The sequence below is a fragment of the Streptomyces sp. NRRL B-24484 genome (genome assembly GCF_000717715.1).
In the GTDB taxonomy this organism is placed as follows: domain Bacteria; phylum Actinomycetota; class Actinomycetes; order Streptomycetales; family Streptomycetaceae; genus Kitasatospora.
Map to the genome: position 1 here is coordinate 92,048 of NZ_JOAI01000045.1, position 20,144 is coordinate 112,191.

A 20,144-nucleotide genomic window follows, 5' to 3' on the forward strand; every position below is an offset into this window, starting at 1 on the left:
GCGCGCCGCCCTGGCCGCCCGCTTCGCCGCCGCACCGGGCATCTGGCCCGGCCCCGTTCGGCCCCTCCCCGGTCACGGGCGCTCCGACGCGGCGTCAGGCCGCGGCCAGCGCCTCCAGCTGGGCCAGCCCCTCGGGGAGGCGGCGGGGCCGGACGGTGCCGGCGATGCGGCCGACCCCGGCCCAGCCAGGGCCGCCGAGCAGCACCGCGGGCCGCGCCCGGGCACCGCGCGGACCCCAGGCGGTGGCGGCGGCCAGCTGGGCGAGCCGCGGGTCCGCGGTGCTGCGGCACTGCGACCAGAGCAGCGCCGCCGAGGGGCCGATCCGCCGCACGGCCTCGACCAGCGCGGCCGTCGGCACGGCGGGCCCGAACATCCGGTACGGCACGCCCCGTTCGGACAGCCCGGCGGCGGCCGCCTCCAGGGCCAGCGAGTGCAGCTCCCCCGGCATGCCGGCGAGCAGCACCGGCGCCGTCGGCGCGGCCGGGTCGACGCACCGGGTGACCTTCCGCAGGGCGCCGGAGACGTGCCAGGAGAGCAGGTGCTCCACCTCGACGTAGCGCTCGCCCTCCACCGCCCACTTGCGGCCGACGGCCCGCAGGGCGGGCATCATCACCTCGTCCCAGGCGGTCACCACGCCGAGGTCGGCGACCACCCGGTCGAGCATCCGCTCCACCACGGGGGCGTCGAGGCGGACGGCGGCCCGGCCGAGACCGCGGCACTCCGGCCGGACGGTGCCCAGCGGCAGCGCCCGGCTGCCGCCCGACTCACGGGGCTCTCCGGGCTCGCGGGCCTCGCCGGGCCCGCCGGCGGCACGGGCCTCGGCCCGGCCCTGCGGAACCCGGACGAGGGCGCCGGCCAGGGCCAGCCGGGCGGCCTCCGCGGGCGGCACGCCGTGCGCGGTGAGGCGGCACATCGCCTCCAGCACGGCGACGTCCTGCGGGCGCCAGCGGCGGTGCCGGCCGGCCTCGTGGCCCGAGGGGCCGATGCCGTAGCGGCGCTCCCAGGAGCGGACGGTGGTGGGCGAGACGCCGAGTCGGCGGGCCACTCCCCCCGTGGTGATGCTGGCCTCGGCGAGGCTCGCCGTCAGGTCGGTGGGGATCTCCACCCCGGCACGGTACGCCCGCCGGCCTGCCGGCGCGCACCGGACACGCCGCCGCGCGCCGGTCCCGCCCCGAACGGTGCACAGGCGGTGCGACCTGCCGGGCGGCTGCGGCCGTTCCACGGTGGAGGGGACCGGGCTCCGGGCCCGGTGTGGAAGGAGGTCGATCGCCATGGCAGCCGCCGCCCCGACTCCGCGATCCGTCCTCGCCGACCCCGAACGGGCGACCCGCCTCGGCGATCCGGGGCTCGACCGCAGGCTGCGCCGCGTGCGCGGCACGGCGGGTGCGCCGGTGCCGGGCCTGCGAGTGCGCGACGCGGTCGTCCCGGCGTCCGCGGTGGCCGCCGGACCCGCCCCGCGGGACGCTGCCGCACCTCCGGCGGCAGCCCTGCCCGCCGCACCGGCCGACCGGGGCTCGGCGGCCGCGTGCCGGCACCCGGCGGGTTCCGGCTCCGGATTCGGATGACTCGTTTCTGTTCGGTTGCCGAAAGGCCGGGCGGGCGCCGAGGCGCCCGCCCGGAACCGTGCCCGGCCCGGACCCGTGTCCGGCCCGGTGGCCTGCTCAGCGGCGGGGCGGCAGCGGCACGAAGCCGCTGGTCCGTGCCGCGTACTCGGCCCAGCCGGGCTTGTCCGCACCCATCTGGCGCTCCAGCATCGGCTTTCCGCTGCCGAAGGCCAGCAGCCAGGTCATCAGCAGCGGGCTGCCGACGAAGGCCCAGCCGATCGGGGCGTCCGCGGCGAGCAGGAAGAGCCCCCACCAGACGCAGGCGTCGCCGAAGTAGTTGGGGTGCCGGGTGTAGCGCCACAGGCCGCGGTCCATCACCCGGCCGCGGTTGGCCGGGTCGGCCTTGAAGCGGCTCAACTGCCGGTCGCCGACCGCCTCGAAGAACAGCCCGACCGCCCAGAGCGCGGTGCCCGCCCAGGCGAGCGGGCCGGGCCCGCCGGGCAGGTACTGGGCGGCCTGCACCGGCAGCGAGACGAACCAGACCAGGACGGCCTGCAGCAGGTAGACCAGGCGCACGGCGTACAGCGTGCGGGCCCGGCCGGGCGGGCGGCGGGCGAGCATCCGGGCGTACCGCGGGTCCTCCCCCGTGCCGCGGGCCCGCCGGGCGATGTGCGCGGCGAGCCGCACGCCCCAGACCGCGGTGAGCAGGGTGGCGAGGAGCCGCCGCCCGTCGTCGCCGTACCCGGCCGAGAGCCCGTACCCGGTGAGCGCGACGGCGGTGAAGGCGAGGCCCCAGGCGACGTCCACGCCGCGGTGCCGGCCGGTGCGCAGTCCGACGGCGAGCGCGGCCAGCATCACGGCGAGCGCGGCCCCGGCCGTGGCCGCGAGGTTGACCGCGAAGGCGGTGGCGTTCACGGGGCGGCCCCGTACCGGAGCGCGGGGCCGGCGGGCCGGACGGCGAGGATCTGGTCGACGCCCATCCGTCCCTCGGCGAACGCGAGCGAACTGCCGGCGGTGTACAACTGCCAGAGCCGGACGGTCGGTTCGCCGACCAGGTCGGTGAAGTCGGCGTGCCGCTCGTGGAGCGTGTCGTACCAGGCGTCGATGGTGCGGGCGTAGTGCTCGCGCATCGCCTCGACGTGCCGGACTTCCAGCCCCGCGCCCTCCAGCAGGTCGACGGTGCGGCCGACCGGGCGCATGTGCATGTCGGGGGCGATGTACGTCTCGATGAAGGCCCCGCCGCCGGGGGTCTTCGCGCCGCGGGACATCTGCTGCACCAGCAGCCGGCCCTGCGGGCGGAGCAGGCCGCGCAGCCGTTCGGCGAAGGCGGGGTAGTGCCGTTCGCCGACGTGCTCGCCCATCTCGATGCAGCTGATCGCGTCGTACGGCCCGTCGGCGAGGTCGCGGTGGTCCTGCAGCAGGACCTCGACCCGGTCCGCGAGGCCGGCCTCGGCGACCAGGGCGGTGGCGAAGGCGTGCTGGCGGCGGGAGAGGGTGACGGCCGTGACGCGGGTGCCGTAGTGCCTGGCGGCGTGCCGGGCGAGGGCGCCCCAGCCGCAGCCGACGTCGAGCAGGCGGCTGCCGGGGTGCAGGTCGAGCTTGCGGCAGACCAGGTCGAACTTGGCGGTCTGGGCGTCGGCCAGGGAGTCCCCGCCGGACGTCCAGTAGGCGCAGGAGTAGGCCATCGCCGGGCCGAGCAGCAGGGCGTAGAACTCGTTGGAGAGGTCGTAGTGGTGGCTGATCACGGCACGGTCCCGGCCCCGGCTGTGCAGGGCGCCGCGGACGGCGGCGCGGCCGCCGGGCGGGGCGGGCCGCGGGCCGAGGGCGCCGAGCCGGGCGGCGGTGGCGAGCAGCCGGGGCAGCTCGCGGACGGGCGGGCGGACCGGCCCGCGGCCGGCGAGGGCGCGGCGGACGGTGCCGAGGCCCTCGGCGAGGTCGCCCTCGACGTCCAGGTCGCCGGTGATGTACGCGTCGGCGAGGCCGAGTTCGCCGGGCTGCCAGAGCAGTCGGCGCAGCGCGCGGCGGCGGCGCAGCACGACGGTCGGGGCGTTGCCGGGGCCCGCGGTGGAGCCGTCCCAGGCGCGGATCCGGAACGGCAGTGGGCCGAGGAGATCGGTGAACAGGGCTTCGAGGCGGGTGGCGGCGGTCACCGGGCGGTCTCCTCGCGGGTGAGCAGGATCTGCCGGACGTCGAGGTAGCCGGTGCGGAACCCGGCCTCGGAGTAGGCGAGGTAGAGCTCCCAGGTGCGGCGGAAGACCCGGTCGAAGCCGAGCGCGGCGACGTCCGCGGCGCGGTCGGTGAAGCGTTCGCGCCACAGCCGCAGGGTCTCGGCGTAGTGCGGGCCGTAGGCGTGGTCGGCGGTGACCCGCAGCGCGGTGTGCCGGGCGGTCGCCTGGTCGATGGCCTGCACCGAGGGGACGAGCCCGCCGGGGAAGATGTACTTGAGGATCCAGGTGTACGTGTTGCTGCTGGCGATCATGCGGTCGTGCGGCATGGTGATGGCCTGCAGGGCGGCCCGGCCGCCGGGGGCGAGGACGCGGTCGATGGTGCGGAAGTACTCGGGCCAGAACTGCCGTCCGACCGCCTCGATCATCTCCACGCTGACCACCGCGTCGTACTGCCCTTCGGCGGCGCGGTAGTCGCAGAGCCGGACGTCGGCGCGGTCGGCGAGGCCGGCCTCGGCGATCCGGCGGCGGGCGAGGCCGAGTTGCTCCTCGGAGAGGGTGAGGCTGGTGACCCGGGCGCCGCGGGCGGCGGCACGCAGGGCGAGTTCGCCCCAGCCGGTGCCGATCTCCAGGACACGGCTGCCGGGGCCGACGGCGGCCAGGTCGAGCAGCCGGTCGATCTTGGTGTGCTGGGCCTCGGACAGGCCGTCCCAGGTGGCCAGGGGTGCGCCGGAGGGCGTGGTCGGGAAGACCGCGGACGAGTAGGTCATCGTCCGGTCGAGGAAGAGCGCGAAGAGCTCGTTGGACAGGTCGTAGTGGTGGTGGATGTTGCGGCGGGCGTTGGTGGCGGTGGGGAGTTCGGCGGCGGGCGGGCGCTGCACGTAGAGCCGGCGCAGCCACTGGGCGCCGGTCGGGACGAGGGTCTCGGGGGCGGTGGCGAGCACGGAGAGCAGGCCGACCAGGTCGGGGGCGTCCCAGTCGCCGGCCTGGTAGGACTCGCCGAAGCCGATCAGGCCGGTCGCGCCGACCCGGGCGAGGAAGTCCGCGGGCCGGTGGAGGCGGAGCACGGGGGCGCCGGGCGGGGCGGCCACCAGCGGGCTGCCGTCGGGCAGCCGGACGTCCAGGCCGCGACGGTGGGCGACCCGCCGGAGCAGGCGTCCGGCGACGGCGGCGCGCAGCTGCGCGCGGGGCACCCGGGCGACGTCGGGCCAGCGGCTCCGGTCGACATCGGCGGCCCGCGGGGCGGCGGCCGGAAGGGTGTCCGGTGCGGTGGCGGGTGCGGCGGGGAGGTCTGCGGGCCGGGTCACGGGGCGGACACCTCTTCTGTGGCGGCGGAGCCGGTGCGGTCGGCGGGTACGGGCCTGGGGCGGGGGTGCACGGGCAGACCCTTCAGCAGCAGGCGTATGCCCTGGTGGCGGATGTGCACACTGACGGCGAGGGTGGCGAGCGGGTGCCGCACGGCGGCCCGCAGCAGGGCGGCCGGGCCGGCCGGGCGGCGCAGGCCGCGCACGGTGGCGACGAACGGGCTCGCGCCCTCGCGCTCCAGACGGACGGTCAGGGCGAGCCGCTCGCCCGGCCGGGGCAGCGCCATCCGGTACCGGCCGTCGACGGGGAAGAACGGCGAGACGTAGAACTCCTTGGCCACCGTGGCGCGCCCGTCGGCGCCGGGCCGCATCAGGTACCGGTGGTGGCCGCCGTAGGTGTTGTGCACCTCGGCGACGGTGCAGAGCGGGGTGCCGTCCGCGGCGAGGCACCAGTAGACGGTGAGCGGGTTGAAGACGTACCCGAGCGAGCGGGCCTGCGCGAGCATCAGGACCCGGCCGCCGGCGAGGTCGACGCCCTCTCCGGCGAGGTACTGCGCCAGGTTGCCGCGCAGGGTGCCGCGCGGGTCGCCGGGGTGGTCGGCGGCCCGGAAGCGGGCGAGCGGGCGCAGCGCCCGGGGCAGCACGGGCAGGTGGTCGAGGTCGACCAGCCACAGGTAGGTGCGGTGCCGGAAGGCGTGCCGCACCGGGGCGGTGCGGACGTGGGTGATCGCGCACTCGTACAGCGCGGCGCCCCAGGGGCCGGGCAGCGCGGCCGTGCTGCGGTCGGTGTCGGCGGTGGCGGCTGCGGCGGTCATCGGACACCCGCCGGCAGGCCCGCGTGGACGGACGCGCCGGACCCGCCGGGCTCGGCGGGCAGGCCGAGCAGGGCGTGCGCGGCGTGGACGCCGGAGCGGCAGCCGTCCTCGTGGAAGCCCCAGCCGTGGTGGGCGCCGGCGAAGGCGGTGCGGCCGGTGGTGAGTTCGGGCAGCCTGCGCTGGGCGGCGATCGTCCCGGCGGTGTAGACGGGGTGCTCGTAGACGGTGCGGGAGACGACGTCCTCCTCGGCGAGCGGCTCGTGCCGGTCGGCGTTGAGGGTCACCAGGTAGTCCTCGGCGGTGTCGAGGCCGAGCAGCCGGTTGAGGTGGTAGCTGACCTGGACGCTCTCGGCGCTGCCGCGGCAGTCGGCCATCCGGTAGTTCCAGGAGGCGCGGGCCCAGGCGGCCCGGGGCAGTCGGGAGGCGTCGCGGTGCAGCACGGTGGCGTTGCGGGAGTACCGGAAGGCGCCGAGGACCTCGCGCTCGGCGCGGGTGGGGCGGGCGAGCAGGGCGAGCGCCTGGTCGGCGTGGGTGGCGATCACGACGGCGTCGGCGGCGGTGCGGCGGCCGTCCGCGGTGGTGATCTCCACGCCGTCGTCGTGGCGGTGCACGGCGGTGACGGGCGCGGAGCGGTGGACGGCGGTGAGGCGCTCGGCGATCCGCTCGACGTAGGTGCGGGAGCCGCCGACCACGGTGCGCCAGGTCGGCGAGCCGGTGACGCCGAGCATGCCGTGGTTCTCCAGGAAGGCGAAGAGGTAGCGGGCCGGGTAGTCGCCGGCCAGGTCGGGGGCGCAGGACCAGACGGCGGCGACCACCGGGGTCATGAAGTGGCTGGTGAAGTAGCGGGAGAAGCCGCCCTCGTCGAGGAATCGGCGCAGCGAGGGGTCGCCGGCGCCGGGGTCGGCGAGCAGCCGGCGGGCGCGCCGGTGGAAGCGCGGCACCTCGGCAAGCATCCGCAGGTAGCGGCCGCGGAGCAGGGCGTCGGGGCGGGCGAGCAGTCCGGCGGGGCCGCGGGCTCCGGCGTACTCCAGGCCGCAGCCGCGGCACTGGACGGACATGCTCATGTCGCTCTCGCGGGTCTGCACGCCGAGTTCGCGGAACAGCCGGACCAGGTGCGGGTAGGTGCGGTCGTTGTGCACCAGGAACCCGGTGTCGAGCGGCACCTCGCGGCCGTCGGCGCCGACGGCGCGCTGGGTGTGGGCGTGCCCGCCGAGCCGGGCCTGCGCCTCGAAGAGGTGCACGTCGACGCCGGCCCGCCGGAGTTCGTGGGCGGCCGTCAGACCGGCCACTCCGGCGCCGACCACGGCGACCGTGCGGCCGGCGGGCGCGGACCGCCCGCGTACTCCGCCCGTCGGCTGCGGCACTGTTCCGGGCACTGTCACGGGGCCCCCTCCACTGCACGGGCCCGCCCTGCCGGCGGGCCGCTCCTTCGCTGGCCACGGGTACTTCGGAGCGGACGCCGGGGTGGATTGCCCTCGATCGGTGCGGAGTTGTCGTGGCGGGCGGACGGGCCGGCACCTGCCCCCCGGGCGGGGGGCAGGTGCCCGTGCTCAGCTGAACGGCAGCAGCATCACCGGCGTGCTGCTCGGGTGCGCGGAGCCGCCCGCCGGCTCGACGGTGACGCCGACGCCGACCGCGCCGTTCAGCGGGCCCTGCAGCAGCAGCGAGCCGCTGGAGGCCGGCAGCAGTCCGGCCGGACGCATCGTCCCGGCGTCGTCGAACCACAGTTCGTACGTCGTCCCGGCGGCCAGCGCCGGCATCCCGGAGGCCAGGAACCCGGCCTGGCCGCGGCTCTGCGACCAGACCACCGTGCCCACGCCGGGGCCGGCCGTCGCGGTCGCCGTCCGGGCGTCCGGCGCGGTCAGCAGGCTCCCGAACACGGCCTGCTGGGACTGCAGTTGCGCGGCCCGCGCATCGGCCTCGTCGGCCCGCCGGCTCTGGTCGACCGCGAGGCCGCCGAGCGCCGCGGCCAGGGCCACCGACGCCGCCAGCGCGAGCTTCGGCCAGTGCCGGACGATCTTGCTCCGGCGGCGCCGCCCGGTCGGCTGCGGCGGCGTCTCCGGCGGCGGCGCGGCGGACGGCGGGGCGACCTGGCGGACGGCCCCGATGCCCGCCATCACCCGGGCCCGCAGCTCGGCCGGCGGCGTCTCGGCCTCCGCGGCACCGAGGCGCGCCAGGGTCGCGGCGAACTCCCGGACCTCCAGCGCACAGGCCTCGCACAGGGCCAGGTGACGCTCGAACTCCGCCAGCTCCGGCCCCTCCAGGGCATGGGCCGCGTACGCGCCCGTCAGCGTGTGCAGTTCGGCTCCGCCGGTCACGACTCCACCCCCAGGCAGTCCCGCATCCGGATCAGACCGTCCCGCATCCGGGTCTTCACGGTGCCCAGCGGCGCGCTCAGCATGTCCGCCACCTCACGGTACGAGTAGCCCCGGTAGTACGCCAGGGTGACGGCCTGGCGCTGGAGCTCGGTCAGCATCCTCAGACAGCGCCGCACCTGCTCGCGCTCCAGACGGCCCTCCACCTGCTCGGCGACCTCGTCGAAGGCCGGCATGTGCGAGCGGGCGGCGACCCGCTGCTCCCGGTCGGCCGTCGCCTGCGCGGAGCGGACCCGGTCGACCGCCCGGCGGTGCGCCATCGTCAGTACCCAGGACATCACCTCGCCGCGGTCCGGCTGGTAGCGGGCGGCCGTCCGCCACACCTCCAGCATCACCTCCTGGGTCACCTCCTCCGACTGTGCGGGGTCCCGCAGCACCCGGCGCACCAGGCCGAAGACCGGACCGGCCACCGCGTCGTACAGCCGCCCGAACGCGTCCTGGTCGCCGAAGGCCACCTGGGCGACGAGCTCCTTGAGGTCCGGGCCGCGGCGCTGCGGGCCGGACAGGTGGACCACCGTGCTCAATCCGCCACCCCGCTCGGTCGGGCGGCGCGGACCGCCGGTCGGGCCGGGCAGGCGTACGGCCTGCCCGTCGGACGGATGACGGGCATCGGGAACCTCCGGGTCGTCGGCGGGACCGTGCCGTCCGGGGCGGCGGCGGTCGTCGGGCACCGGTCATTCGGAACCGGACGCCCGCCGGATTGCCCGCGGGCCGCACCAGCATGGCGGAACCGGCCGGGCGGCACACCGTCCCGGACGGAACGGATCCGCACCCATCCGATCCGCGGCCCGCTCCGAAGCACCGCGCGCGAGACCCGTCCGACCCCGAACCACCCGGAGACCTCCACCGTGCCCACCGACCGCCGCCCGATGCCGCTCTTCCACGTCCGGGAGATCTTCGCCGAACCGGCGGCCGCCGCCTCCCCGCGCGGCCGGCAGGTCCTGGAACGCTTCCCCGACGCCCGGGTGGTCGAGGTCGACTCGCACTGGCGGATCCCGCACCTGCACGGCAACGCCGGGAACGTCGAACGGTGGGCGCGGATCAAGAGCGAGGTGCTGGTCCTCGGGGTGAAGAAGAGCCTCGCCGCCCGGCCCAACGGCCGCTCCGCCGACTGGATCGCCCCCAGCTCCGCCAACGGCTGCGCGCTGGCCTGCGCCTACTGCTACGTGCCGCGCCGCAAGGGCTACGCCAACCCGATCACCGTCTTCACCAACATCGACCGGATCGTCGCCTACCTCGCCGGCCACGTCCGCCGGCAGGGCCGCAAGCCCGCCCCCGACCAGTGCGACCCCACCGCCTGGGTGTACGACATCGGCGAGAACAACGACTGCTCGGTGGACGCCCTGATCTGCGACAACACCGCCGACCTGGTCCGCGCCTTCCGGGAGTGGCCGACCGCCAAGGCCTCCTTCGCCACCAAGTGGGTCAACCGCGACCTGCTCGCCCTCGACCCGCGCGGCCGCACCCGGATCCGCTTCTCGCTGATGCCGCCCGCCGACGCCCGGCTGCTGGACGTCCGCACCACGCCCGTGCCCGAGCGGATCGCCGCCGCCGGAGACTTCCTCGACGCCGGGTACGAGGTGCACTTCAACCTCTCCCCCGTCGTCCTGCGCACCGGCTGGCAGCGCGACTGGGCCGAGCTGCTGCACCGGATGGACGACATGCTGCCCGCCGCCGTGAAGGCGCAGGCCGCCGCGGAGATCATCATGCTGACCCACAACCGGGAGCTGCACGAGGTCAACCTCGGCTGGCACCCCAAGGCCGAGGAGCTGCTGTGGCGGCCCGCCCTCCAGGAGGCCAAGACCTCCGGGAACGGCGCCCGCAACGTCCGCTACCGGGCCGCCGGCAAGGCGGCGGCGCTCGCCGAGCTCCGCGGCCTGATCGACCGGCACGCACCCTGGCTCAGGGTGCGGTACGCCTTCTGACCGACCGTCCAGCGGCCACCGCCCGGTGGCCCACCGCCCCGGGAGGACCGATGACCGACCAGCCCGCCCGGCCGCCGCACTGCCTGGTGACCGGCGCCACCGGGTACATCGGCGGCCGCCTGGTGCCCGAACTGCTCGCGGCCGGCCGCACCGTGCGCTGCCTGGTCCGCGACCCCCGACGGCTGCGCGACCACCCCTGGCGGGCCCGGGTGGAGACCGCGACCGGCGACGTCACCCGGCCGGACACCCTGACCGCCGCCTTCGAGGGCGTCGACACCGCCTACTACCTCGTCCACTCCCTCGGCACCGGCCCCGGCTTCGAACGCACCGACCGCGAGGCCGCCCGGGCCTTCGGCGCGGCCGCCGCCCGGGCCGGCGTCCGGCGGATCGTCTACCTCGGCGGACTCGTGCCCGCCGACGTCCCCGCCGACGAACTCTCCCCGCACCTGCGCTCCCGCGCCGAGGTCGGCCGGGTGCTGCGCGACAGCGGGGTGCCCACCGCCGAACTGCGCGCCGCGGTCATCATCGGCTCCGGCTCCGCCTCCTTCGAGATGCTCCGCTACCTCACCGAACGGCTGCCCGTGATGGTGACGCCCAGCTGGGTCGGCACCCGGATCCAGCCGATCGCCGTCCGCGACGTGCTGCGCTACCTGGTCGCCGCCGCCGACCTGCCGCCCGAGGTCAACCGGGCCTTCGACATCGGCGGCCCCGACGTCCTGACGTACCGCCGGATGATGCTCCGCTACGCGGCCGTCGCCGGACTGCCCCGCCGGCTGATCGTGCCGGTGCCCGTCCTCACCCCCCGGCTCTCCGGCCACTGGGTCGGCCTGGTCACCCCCGTCCCGAACTCCATCGCCCGCCCGCTGGTCGAATCGCTGCGGCACGAGGTGGTCTGCGCCGAGCACGACATCGCCCGGTACGTCCCCGACCCGCCCGAACAGACCGTCCCCGGCCTCCACCGGCCGGTGCACGGCCTGATCGGCTTCGACGACGCCGTCCGCCTCGCCCTGCGCCGCATCCGGGACGCCCAGGTCACCACCCGCTGGTCCTCCGCCTCGCTGCCCGGCGCCCCGAGCGACCCGCTGCCCACCGACCCCGACTGGGCCGGCGGCAGCCTCTACCAGGACGTCCGCGAACGGCGCGTCGGCGCCGCCCCGGAGTCCGTCTGGCGGGTCGTCGAGGGCATCGGCGGCGAGAACGGCTGGTACTCCTTCCCGCTCGCCTGGGCCCTGCGGGGGTGGGCGGACCGGGCGGTCGGCGGGGTCGGACTGCGGCGCGGGCGACGCGACCCGGCGCGGCTGCGGGTCGGCGACTCGCTCGACTTCTGGCGGGTCGAGGAGATCGAGCCGGGGCGGCTGCTGCGGCTGCGGGCCGAGATGCGGCTGCCCGGCCCGGCCTGGCTGGAACTCTCGGTCACCCCGGACGGCGCCGGCGGCGCCGTCTACCGCCAACGGGCCCTCTTCCACCCCCACGGCCTCGCCGGCCACGCCTACTGGTGGTCCGTCGCCCCCTTCCACGCCGTCGTCTTCGGCGGCATGGCCCGCAACATCACCGAACGCGCCCTCGCCCCTGAAGGGTCCCTGGGTGCTGCCCCACCCTCGGACGCGAGTACCCCCCGCCCCTCGGTACCGACCGCACTGCGCTCCGCTACTCCGGTGCCGGGCCGTCCTTGTCGAGCCATTGGCGGTAGATGCCGGCGAGGGCGGCGAGCACGGCGGTACCCCCGGGGAGGGCCGCGGTGAGGGCGGTGAGGGCGTTCGCCGCCTGGGCCGGGGTGGCCGTCGCCAGCCACTTGGGCCAGAAGCCGGAGGCGGGCAGGACGGCCCCCGGTCCGGCCGAGGCGGCCGTCCTCGCGGCTTCGCCCCCGAGCGCGGCGTCCCACTCCTCCAGGATCCGGGCGAGCCGGCCCCGCTGCCGGGAGGTGAACCGCCGCAGGCCGATCACCCGCAGGCTCTGCCGGACGAGCTCCGGCCGCCGTTCGCCGACCGCCCCGGTGGCGGCCAGCAGCAGCCGCGGGTCCTGCGAGAGCAGTTCGACCGTCCGGTCGTCGACCAGCCGGGCGAGCCGGCCGGCGACGGCCTCGGCCTCGACGGCGCCACCGGGCCGCAGGCGGGCGATCTCCCAGCGGGCGAGTTCGATCCTGATCCCCATCAGCCGGTCCCCGAGCTCCCCGGCGAGCCCTGCGGCCTCGGCGAGCAGCGGTCCGGCCTCGTCGGTGAACCCCTCGTCGACGGCCCAGCGGGCGTGCGCGAAGTCGGCCTCCAGCTGCACCCCCCTCTCCTGTTCCTCGACGGCGCGGCTGCGGGCGGCGGAGGCCAGCGCCCGGGCGGAGTCGAGTTCGCCGAGGGCGGCCCGCACCCGGGCCTCCAGCAGCAGCAGCCGGGCGCCGCGTTCGCTGCGGGCGGGCCGGTCGTCGAGGACCTCGGCGGCGCCGTGCGGGTCGTCGAGTTCCAGCAGTCGGGTGACCTGGACCTCGGCGTGCCGTTCCCACTCCTCGGCGGGCACCTCGCGCAGGGTGGCGGAGAAGAGCGTCCGTCCGGACCGGGAGGCGAGGTAGGCCTGGCTGCCGGGCGGGAGTTCGTCGATGGAGCCGGTGAGCAGGGCCTCGACGCCGGGCTGCCAGCGCCGGTCGAGTTCGGCGGCGCTCTCGCCGAGGCTGAGCCGGTGGTAGAGCTCTTCGGCGCGGGCGGTGAGGTCGTCCTCCTGGACGTAGTGCAGCACGGCGGCCTCGTGGATCTCGGCGACCTGCTCGGGCGCCTCGGCCCGCAGCAGGGGCAGGAGTTGGCGGCGGACGTCGCTGCGGTGCTCCAGGGCGCCGTCGGCGGCGTGGCTGAGCAGGGACACCTCGCGGGCGAACAGCTCGAAGAGTTCGGTGGCGCGCAGGTCGTCGGGGACGGGCACGCCGCTCGGCCCGGCCAGGACGTAGCGCAGCACGGCGGGGGTGAGCCGGCGCAGGACGAGGGCGGGGCGGGCGAGGCTGCGGACGTCGCGGTCCTCGATGTGGTCGAGGACCCGGCGGTAGAGGTAGCCGTGCAGTTGTTCGCCGGTGATGCGGTCGCGGGTGGCGGAGCCGTCGGCGCCGGTCAGGTCGGCGAGGGCGGTGCCGTCGGCGCGGACGAGGTCGGCGGCGAGGCGCAGGCTGAGCGGGTTGCCGCCGACGAGGTCGATGACGGCGTCGAAGCCGGCCGGGTCTGCGGCGGGCCCGAGCAGGGCGCCGAGGTAGGCGCGGGCGGCGTCGCGGTCGAAGTCGGGCAGCCGCCGTTCGCGGGCGGGAAGTCCGGCCGGGGCGCGGCCGGAGAGGACGATCCGGACGGCCGGGTTGGCGCCGGCGAGCAGGTCGAACATCCGCCAGAGTTCGGCGAGCACCTCGGGGCCCTGGTACTGGGCGGTCTCGAAGGTGTCGATCGCCAGCAGCACGGGCCCGGCGGGCAGCGCGAGGGTGAGCAGCCGGGCGAACTCGTGGTAGAGCTCCTCGCGTTCGGAGGGTGCGGTGAGCAGCCGGGCGGAGGCGGTGATGTGGTCGGGGGTGCCGCGGGCGGCGGCCGCGGAGTCCGCGTGGGCGGCGGCGAGGGTGTGCAGGTCGGGGGTGGAGGCGCGGGCGATCCACTTGCCGGTGAAGAACTCGGCGAGGGGCCGCAGGCCGGGATGCTGGATGCGCAGTTGGCGGACGGCTTCGAGGAGCAGGGTGAGCGGTTCCTGCGGGAGCATGCCGAACCGGTCGAGGTCGACGAAGGCGAAGGGCAGCCGCGGGCTGGTGCCGCGGTGTTCGCCGTCGAGGATGAAGCGGGCGAGGACGGTGGACTTGCCGATGCCGCCGGGCCCCCAGATCAGCATCGGGCGGCGGTCGGTGCCGGCGGTGTGCTCGGCGAGTTCGGCGAGGATGTCGGCGCGTCCGCCGAAGTGGGTGCCGACCAGGCGGCGCAGCGGTTCGAGGAGTTGGCGGCGTTCGAGGTGGTCGGTGATCTCGGCGGGGCCGGGCAGGCCGGGTACGAGTCCGTCGAGCCATTCGGCGACCCGGGCGGTGGCAAGGAGTTCCTCCAGGTCCTGTTCGGCCGGCGGCGGGGCGCTGCCGGTGAGGTAGCGGGTGAGGGCGAGTTGGACGGGCCCCTGGGGGCGGTCGGGGTTGGTGTCGAGGGCGTGGCGGTAGGCGTCCTCGCCGGCCATGGCGGCGAGGGTGGTGCGGCGCAGCGGTTCGGGCAGCCGCCATTCGGGCCGGCCGTCGGCGCCGTAGACGGGTTCGCTGACGGTGAGGAGGGCCTGCAGGGCGGCGTCGTCGGGTTCGTGGCCGACCGGGCGGAGGGTGGCCGGGTCGTAGCAGGCGAGGACGGCGGCGGCCTGACGGTAGGCGTGCTCGGCGGGGGGTGGCGGGGCGGCGGTCTCGGCCGTCCTGCGGCTGAGCCGGTCGAGCCGTTCCTCTACGGCCCCGGCGGTGAGGCGCGCACGTGCCTTGCTCATCGCAGTACCTGCCTGTCGAAGACGGCGTTGGCGGTGTCGCGGACGGTGCCGGGGAGTTGGCGGATCGCGGCGGCTCGGTCGTCGGGCAGCATGTCGAGCATCCGGTCGACGATGTTCTCCAGGACGGGCGGGGCGATCTCGGTGTCGAGGCCGGCCGCGAGCCGTCCGAAGAAGTCGCACAGGACGCGGCGGTCGATGGTGCCGACGGGCTCGGTGAGGACGGAGTCGAGGGCGCCGAGGCCGGTGCGGCCGTAGCCGAGCAGCAGGACGCGCAGGCCGGGGAGGCGTTCGCGGATGGCGGCGCCGGCGAGGTGGTCGATCAGGGCAGCGGTGTCGGCCTGCAGCGGCACGTGGTCGAGGCTGTCGACGACGAGCAGGTACTTCGCGCGGACGGACTCGTCGTACAGCTGGCCGACCAGCCAGTCGCGCAGCCGGCGGGCCTGGGCGGCGCCCTGGGCGTACTGGTCGACGGTGGGTTCGGGCAGTTTCAGCTGGGAGGCGACGGAGCTCATCAGGTCGCAGGGGGTGCAGACCTGGTCGGCCCATTCGCTGAGGTCGACGAGGATCGGTTTGAAGGTCTGCAGTTGCTGGGCGACGTGGCTGACGAGGTACCAGGTGTAGGACTTGCCGCAGCAGCGGGGGCCGGTGACGAGCAGGACGCGGCTGCGGCTGTCGGAGACCAGGTCCTTGAGCTGGGTGCGGAGCAGGGTCCGGTCGAGGAAGAGCCGCTGGCCGAGCAGGTCGGTGACGTACGGGTCGTCAGCCGTGTCGTCGAGGCCGGCGAGGGTGGTGGGGACGGCGGCGAGCAGCTGCCCGGCGAGGGCGGCCACCGCGGGGAACCGGCCGCAGCGCAGCGCGTCGAGGAACTCCTCGATCCAGCCGGCCCGTTCGGCCTCCTCGACGACCTCGTGGGTGATGGTGCGCAGGTCGCCGCCGGTGCTGATGGCGGCCAGTCTGCGGCCGAGGTAGGAGATTTCGCGTTCCAGGTCGGGCAGCGTGTAGTCGTTGACGACGGCCTCCACGAGGTGCCGCCGGTCGGGTCCGGAGAGTCTCACCGCCACCGCCTCCTAGTCGGCCGGGGGGAAGAGCCTGCCGGCGTGTCCGCGCCGGTCCAGCAGGGTGCGGACGGCCGGCAGCGGGATCGCCTCGTTCCAGGCGGGGCGGTGGCCGGGGCTGTAGTCGGGGTCGCCGCTGTGGTGGAGGGCGACGAGTTGCAGGTCGAGGTCGAAGCAGGGCGAGCCGGAGGAGCCCGGTTCGGTGTCGGCGCCGTGCCGGACGCGGGTGCGGTTGGCGTTGCTGCCGAGGACGGGGCCGAGGGCGAGTTTCAGCGGCCCGCCGGAGGGGTGCTGGAGCAGCAGCAGGATCGCGCGGTCGTCGTCGGCGGGGGCGGCGGAGCCGGTGATCCAGCCGCGGGCGGGGGCGTCGGGGGCGGCCCGGTCGGCGGCGACGGGTTCGTGTCCGGCCTCGGTGGCGAGCCGGAAGAGTGCGTAGTCGAGTTCGTCCTCTGCGGGCAGGGCGTCGCCGGGGTCGGGCCGGCTGTCGAGGGGGCTGGGCGGGCTGGCGTCGACGAGCCAGTCGCCGTCGGCGAGCGGGACGGTGGTGCCGGGGTTGAGCACCGTGCCGTCGGCGGACTTCTTGTGGTCGAAGCGGACGAGCACCTCGGAGGGCTTGCTGCGGGCCTCGATCACCGGGGCGAGGACGTGGTGGTTGGTGAGGCAGAGGTCGGGGGCGACGAGCAGCGCGGTGCCGTAGCAGGTGCCGGCCGCGGTGCCGACCTCGACCCGGCCGACCCGGCCTTCGAGGGCGCCGAGCCGGCGGCGCCAGTCGGACGGGTCGAGGTAGCCGGGCCGGTCGGCGAGGAGCCGTTCCAGGGTGTCGCGCTGTTCGGGCTGGACGGGGCCGATCCGCCACCGTTCGGCGACCGCGGACAGCTGCGGGTTGGTGGGGTTGGCCTCCCGGGCGCCGGCGACCAGGGCCGGGGCCCAGCCCTGGCGGTCCGCGGTGTCGAGGACCTCGAAGGCGACCGTGCGGAGGTTGCCGCCGAGCGAGATCTCCTCGCGGCGGCGGTCGAGGTGGAAGCGGAGCATCTGGTCGAAGCCGGCGAGGGTGAAGGCGTCGAGCAGGGCGGCGACGGCCTCCCGCATCTGCGCTCCGGGCATGGTCATCAGGGGTGCCCCCGGTCGGGGTGTGCGGCGGTCGGGTGTGCGGCGGTCCGCGCCGGACGCGCGGGGCCGCGGGACGGGTGCGCCGCCGGTCGGGCGGCGGGCCGGCGCTCAGGCGGCGATCCGGGCCCGGACCGGCGCGCGGACGGCCGGGCAGGCCAGGTACTCGGCGGCGCCGTGGTGGTTGGCGCTGTCGTTGACCACCAGGACGTCCTCGGTGAGGCTGCTCGGCTCGTACTCGGGGCGGACGGTGCGGTCCAGGGCGACCAGGTCGCGGGCGTCGCAGGCGTTGCGCCAGGCGGCGACGCCGGGCGGCACGGTGAGCGGGGCGGCGAGGCGGTCCTGGATCTCGGTGATGCCGAGCGGCGAGCCGATGGTGATCAGCAGCGGCACCTCGCCCGGGTAGGTGCGCAGCACCTCGTAGGCGATCACCGAGCCGAGGCTGTGGCCGACGACGACGAGCGGCCCGTCGGCCTCCTCCAGGGCGCTCGCGGCGACCTTCTGGATCTGTTCGCGCATCCCGCCGAAGAAGTAGGCGTGCACGTCCTTGAAGGCGTGCCGGGCGAGCGCCTGGAAGGCCAGGGTGCGGCCGAACCTGGGCAGCGGCAGCACCTCCAGTCCGGCGGCGGCGCCCGGTGAGCCCTCCCCGGCGGAGAGCGCCTCGGCGGCGTAGACCATGGCCCGCAGCCAGGGGTCGAGCGGTCCCGCGGCGGTGCTCTCCAGGGCGCCCGTCCCGGTCTCGGCGCGGACTGCGGCGAGGAACTCCTCGGGCGGGGCGGGGGCGGTCGGCCGGGCGGCCTCCAGCGCCGCGCCCGAGGGCGGCAGTTCGGTGACGCCGTCGTCGGGGACGGGTGCGGGCAGCGGCTCGTGGTAGCGCAGCGGCGCCCAGTACGCCATCCGCGAGACCTCGCCCATCGGCCGGCCGAACAGGGCGACGTCCCACTGTTCCTTCAACTGCTGCTCGGGCGGCTTGTTGCCGATCCCGTGCACGTACACGATCGCTGGCCCCATGGCATGCCTCCGGCGACTCGCTCTCCCTCCAAGTGTCGGCCCCTTCGGCGGGGAGCTCAATCGGCCGCGGCCGGCCGCCTGCCGGGCGTCCGGCCGGTGGTGACGGTCCGTGGCCGACCGGCGGGTGCCGTCCCGGCGGCCGGGGCCGGGTGGCGCCGCCCCGCGGGTGACGGTCCGTGGCCGCCGCCCGCGGGCCGGCCGGGCCCGCCCACGGGATCCCGGCTGACGGGGGGTCGGCCCGGGCGCCGCGGCCCCCTCGGTGTCGCCCACGGTGACGGAACCGGCGGGGAGCCGCCCCGGGCCGGGCGGTCGCGCTCGGTGTACGGCGGGGCCCCGGAGGAGGAAAATCGGTGTGCGGAGCGCCGCGGCCCGGCTAGGTTCGACCGGGGCCGGCCGACCGGTCGCACGCGGCACGGGTACGGAGGCTGGCATGGCAGGGACGGACGTCCGCGGGACGGGGGGCACCGCGCCCGGGGCGCTGCCGACGCTCGCCGGGCTGCTGGCCGGGCACCGTCCGCGCACCGCGCGGGAGGCCGCGGACCTGGCCCGGATCGCACCGCTGGCGGGCGCCGCGGACCGGTACGACCGCGGGCGGCCGCTGCACGTGACCGCCTCGGCACTGATCGTGGACCCGGCCCGGCGGGAGGTGCTGCTGCGCTGGCACGAGCGCCAGCAGGACTGGCTGCAGGTCGGCGGCCACGGCGACCCCGGCGAGGAGTTCCCGGGCGCGGTGGCGCTGCGCGAGGCGGAGGAGGAGACCGGCCTGGCCGATCTCGTGTTCTGGCCGTCGGCGGGGCTGCTGCACGTGGTCGTGCTGCCGGTGCCGGCGTCGGACCGCGAGCCGGCCCACGAGCACGCCGACCTCCGCTTCGTGCTCGCCACCGGCACCCCCGGGGCGGCCCGCCCCGAGCGGCCGGGCGCGCGGGTGCGCTGGCTGCCGCTGGCCCGGGCGGCCGCCGAGGCCCGCGGCGAGGCCCTGCAGGAGTCGCTCGCCCGGCTGGACACCCTGCTGGCGGACGGCGGCCCGGCCGCGCCACGGGACTGACGGACCGTCACGGAACGGATGAGGTGGATGGGATTGCACGCCGACCAGGTGCTCGTCTTCGATGCCGACGACACGCTGTGGGAGAACAACGTGCTCTTCGAGCGCGTCATCGAGGGCTTCCTCGACTGGGTGGCCGGCGACCCGGCCGACCCGGCGGCCCGGCAGGCCGCCCGGGCGGTGCTCGACGCGGTGGAGGCGGCGAACGCGGCCACCCTCGGCTACGGCGCCGCGGTGTTCCGGCACAACCTGGCGGAGAGCCTCGGGCAGTTGCACGGCCGGTCCGTCACCGCGGAGGACCGGGACCGGATCGACCGGTTGCTGCTGCCGCTGACCAGCCGCACCGTGGAGCTCATCCCCGGCGTGGCCGACACCCTCGCCCAGCTGTCCGGGCGCCACCGGCTGCTGATGCTGACCAAGGGCGACGAGGCGGAGCAGCGGCGCAAGGTCGAGGCGTCCGCGATCGCGCACCACTTCGGCGGGATCCACATCGTGGCCGAGAAGAACGTCGACACCTACCACCGGCTGGTCGAGGACCTCTCCCTCGCCCCCGACCGGACCTGGATGATCGGCAACTCCCCCAAGTCGGACATCGTGCCCGCCCGGCGGGCCGGCCTGAACGCCGTCTTCATCCCGCACGAGCACACCTGGGTGCTGGAGCACGAGGAGTTCGGCGCGCACACCGCCACCCTGGAGCTGGCGGGCTTCGCCGACCTGCTCGCCCACTTCTGAGACCCGCTCGCCCACCCCGGCGGGGTTTGACAGGTGCGGGAACCGGCAAATCGCCCGATATGGACGTTCACACCTTTTCCGGATCCCGGCGGTCGCCGCTCGCCGGATGGCTGGACGCGCCGTCCGGCTGGACCGCCCTCGACCCCGTGTCGGAGCGGCTGCACGGGGTCGTGCGGCGCGTGCCGCGGTCCGTGCAGGACGCCCTGCACGGGGTGTGGCTCGGCCACCACCTCCACCCGGCGCTGATCCCGGTGCCGGTGGGCTGCTGGCTGTCCGCTGCGATCCTGGACTCCACCTGCACCGCCCCCGACGCCGCCCTCCGGCTCACCCGGATCGGCCTGGTCGGCGTCGCCCCGGCGGCCTGGACGGGCTGGGCCGACTGGTCGACGCTGAACGCGGAGCAGCGCCGCACCGGCCTGGTGCACGCCGTCGGCGTCGTCGCCGCGGCGGCCCTGCAGGGCGCCTCGCTGGCGGCCCGGTGCCGCGCCGCCCGCACGGGCGCCGCCCCCACCACGGGCCGTCTGCTCGGCCTCGCCGGCCTGACCGTGGCCGGTGCCGCGGCCGCCCTCGGCGGTCACCTCGCCCACCGCCAGGCGCCCGCCGACAGCCTCTGA

The 20,144-nt window shown here is 76.4% G+C and carries 18 protein-coding genes; 6 read left to right on the forward strand and 12 right to left on the reverse strand.

Annotation, left to right across the window (positions count from 1 at the left end):
- Positions 1 to 94 precede the first annotated feature (94 nt).
- Entirely contained in the window at positions 95 to 1,105 is a 1,011-nt protein-coding gene (locus tag IE98_RS0132090) for a MerR family transcriptional regulator (RefSeq protein ID WP_063749048.1), read from the reverse strand.
- A 166-nt stretch (positions 1,106 to 1,271) separates the two neighbouring features.
- Here IE98_RS0132090 and IE98_RS0132095 point away from each other — a divergent pair, with 166 nt between their 5' ends.
- Positions 1,272 to 1,565 carry a hypothetical protein gene (locus IE98_RS0132095; protein WP_030275109.1) on the forward strand — a complete coding sequence of 98 codons (294 nt, stop codon included), beginning with the start codon at positions 1,272 to 1,274 and terminating at the stop codon, positions 1,563 to 1,565.
- A gap of 96 nt (positions 1,566 to 1,661) precedes the next feature.
- On the opposite strand, the gene IE98_RS0132100 is transcribed toward IE98_RS0132095, so the two are convergent.
- From IE98_RS0132100 to IE98_RS0132130, 7 genes are all read right to left on the reverse strand, one after another.
- Positions 1,662 to 2,399, reverse strand: a complete 738-nt coding sequence (locus IE98_RS0132100; protein WP_078661482.1) for a DUF1295 domain-containing protein — start codon at positions 2,397 to 2,399, stop codon at positions 1,662 to 1,664.
- A 56-nt stretch (positions 2,400 to 2,455) separates the two neighbouring features.
- Positions 2,456 to 3,694: an SAM-dependent methyltransferase gene (locus IE98_RS0132105; protein ID WP_030275113.1), complete on the reverse strand. Its 1,239-nt coding sequence runs from the start codon at positions 3,692 to 3,694 to the stop codon at positions 2,456 to 2,458.
- A complete protein-coding gene (locus IE98_RS0132110; protein ID WP_030275115.1) occupies positions 3,691 to 5,016 on the reverse strand; it encodes an SAM-dependent methyltransferase in 1,326 nt (441 codons plus the stop codon). Before IE98_RS0132110 ends, IE98_RS0132105 begins: the two co-directional genes overlap by 4 nt.
- Positions 5,013 to 5,828, reverse strand: a complete 816-nt coding sequence (locus IE98_RS0132115) for a DUF1365 domain-containing protein (protein ID WP_078661474.1) — start codon at positions 5,826 to 5,828, stop codon at positions 5,013 to 5,015. Before IE98_RS0132115 ends, IE98_RS0132110 begins: the two co-directional genes overlap by 4 nt.
- Complete coding sequence (locus IE98_RS0132120) at positions 5,825 to 7,204, reverse strand: FAD-dependent oxidoreductase (RefSeq protein WP_420706239.1); 1,380 nt, start codon at positions 7,202 to 7,204, stop codon at positions 5,825 to 5,827. Before IE98_RS0132120 ends, IE98_RS0132115 begins: the two co-directional genes overlap by 4 nt.
- 174 nt (positions 7,205 to 7,378) lie before the next feature.
- On the reverse strand, positions 7,379 to 8,146 hold the full coding sequence (locus IE98_RS0132125) for an anti-sigma factor (RefSeq protein WP_030275120.1): 768 nt from the start codon (positions 8,144 to 8,146) through the stop codon (positions 7,379 to 7,381).
- Positions 8,143 to 8,727: a sigma-70 family RNA polymerase sigma factor gene (locus tag IE98_RS0132130; RefSeq protein WP_052391253.1), complete on the reverse strand. Its 585-nt coding sequence runs from the start codon at positions 8,725 to 8,727 to the stop codon at positions 8,143 to 8,145. The genes IE98_RS0132125 and IE98_RS0132130 overlap by 4 nt, the downstream gene beginning before the upstream one ends.
- 240 nt (positions 8,728 to 8,967) lie before the next feature.
- Here IE98_RS0132130 and IE98_RS0132135 point away from each other — a divergent pair, with 240 nt between their 5' ends.
- Together IE98_RS0132135 and IE98_RS0132140 are read left to right on the forward strand one after the other, a co-directional pair.
- A complete protein-coding gene (locus IE98_RS0132135; protein ID WP_052391268.1) occupies positions 8,968 to 10,128 on the forward strand; it encodes a spore photoproduct lyase family protein in 1,161 nt (386 codons plus the stop codon).
- Between the two features lie 50 nt (positions 10,129 to 10,178).
- Positions 10,179 to 11,870, forward strand: coding sequence for an SDR family oxidoreductase (locus tag IE98_RS0132140; RefSeq protein WP_078661476.1), 1,692 nt, complete (start codon positions 10,179 to 10,181; stop codon positions 11,868 to 11,870).
- Here the strand turns inward: IE98_RS0132140 and IE98_RS49625 are convergent.
- The 4 genes from IE98_RS49625 to IE98_RS45310 form a co-directional block, all read right to left on the reverse strand.
- On the reverse strand, positions 11,776 to 14,583 hold the full coding sequence (locus IE98_RS49625; protein ID WP_030275128.1) for a hypothetical protein: 2,808 nt from the start codon (positions 14,581 to 14,583) through the stop codon (positions 11,776 to 11,778). The two genes, IE98_RS0132140 and IE98_RS49625, sit on opposite strands and share 95 nt — an antisense overlap.
- On the reverse strand, positions 14,580 to 15,638 hold the full coding sequence (locus IE98_RS0132150) for an effector-associated domain EAD1-containing protein (RefSeq protein ID WP_030275130.1): 1,059 nt from the start codon (positions 15,636 to 15,638) through the stop codon (positions 14,580 to 14,582). The genes IE98_RS49625 and IE98_RS0132150 overlap by 4 nt, the downstream gene beginning before the upstream one ends.
- A 12-nt stretch (positions 15,639 to 15,650) precedes the next feature.
- Positions 15,651 to 16,748, reverse strand: coding sequence for an effector-associated domain EAD1-containing protein (locus IE98_RS0132155; RefSeq protein WP_030275132.1), 1,098 nt, complete (start codon positions 16,746 to 16,748; stop codon positions 15,651 to 15,653).
- Positions 16,749 to 16,856: 108 nt separating this feature from the next.
- Positions 16,857 to 17,756: an alpha/beta hydrolase gene (locus IE98_RS45310; RefSeq protein ID WP_030275134.1), complete on the reverse strand. Its 900-nt coding sequence runs from the start codon at positions 17,754 to 17,756 to the stop codon at positions 16,857 to 16,859.
- A 430-nt stretch (positions 17,757 to 18,186) separates the two neighbouring features.
- Between IE98_RS45310 and IE98_RS0132165 the strand changes: the two genes are divergently transcribed.
- Genes IE98_RS0132165 through IE98_RS0132175 form a run of 3 tightly spaced genes read left to right on the forward strand, consistent with a single transcriptional unit; the run spans position 18,187 to position 20,144 of the window.
- On the forward strand, positions 18,187 to 18,801 hold the full coding sequence (locus IE98_RS0132165) for an NUDIX hydrolase (RefSeq protein WP_052391255.1): 615 nt from the start codon (positions 18,187 to 18,189) through the stop codon (positions 18,799 to 18,801).
- Positions 18,802 to 18,828: 27 nt separating this feature from the next.
- Positions 18,829 to 19,530 (forward strand): HAD family hydrolase, encoded by a 702-nt coding sequence (locus IE98_RS0132170; RefSeq protein WP_052391256.1) that lies wholly within the window; start codon positions 18,829 to 18,831, stop codon positions 19,528 to 19,530.
- A 59-nt stretch (positions 19,531 to 19,589) separates the two neighbouring features.
- Positions 19,590 to 20,144, forward strand: coding sequence for a DUF2231 domain-containing protein (locus tag IE98_RS0132175; RefSeq protein WP_052391257.1), 555 nt, complete (start codon positions 19,590 to 19,592; stop codon positions 20,142 to 20,144).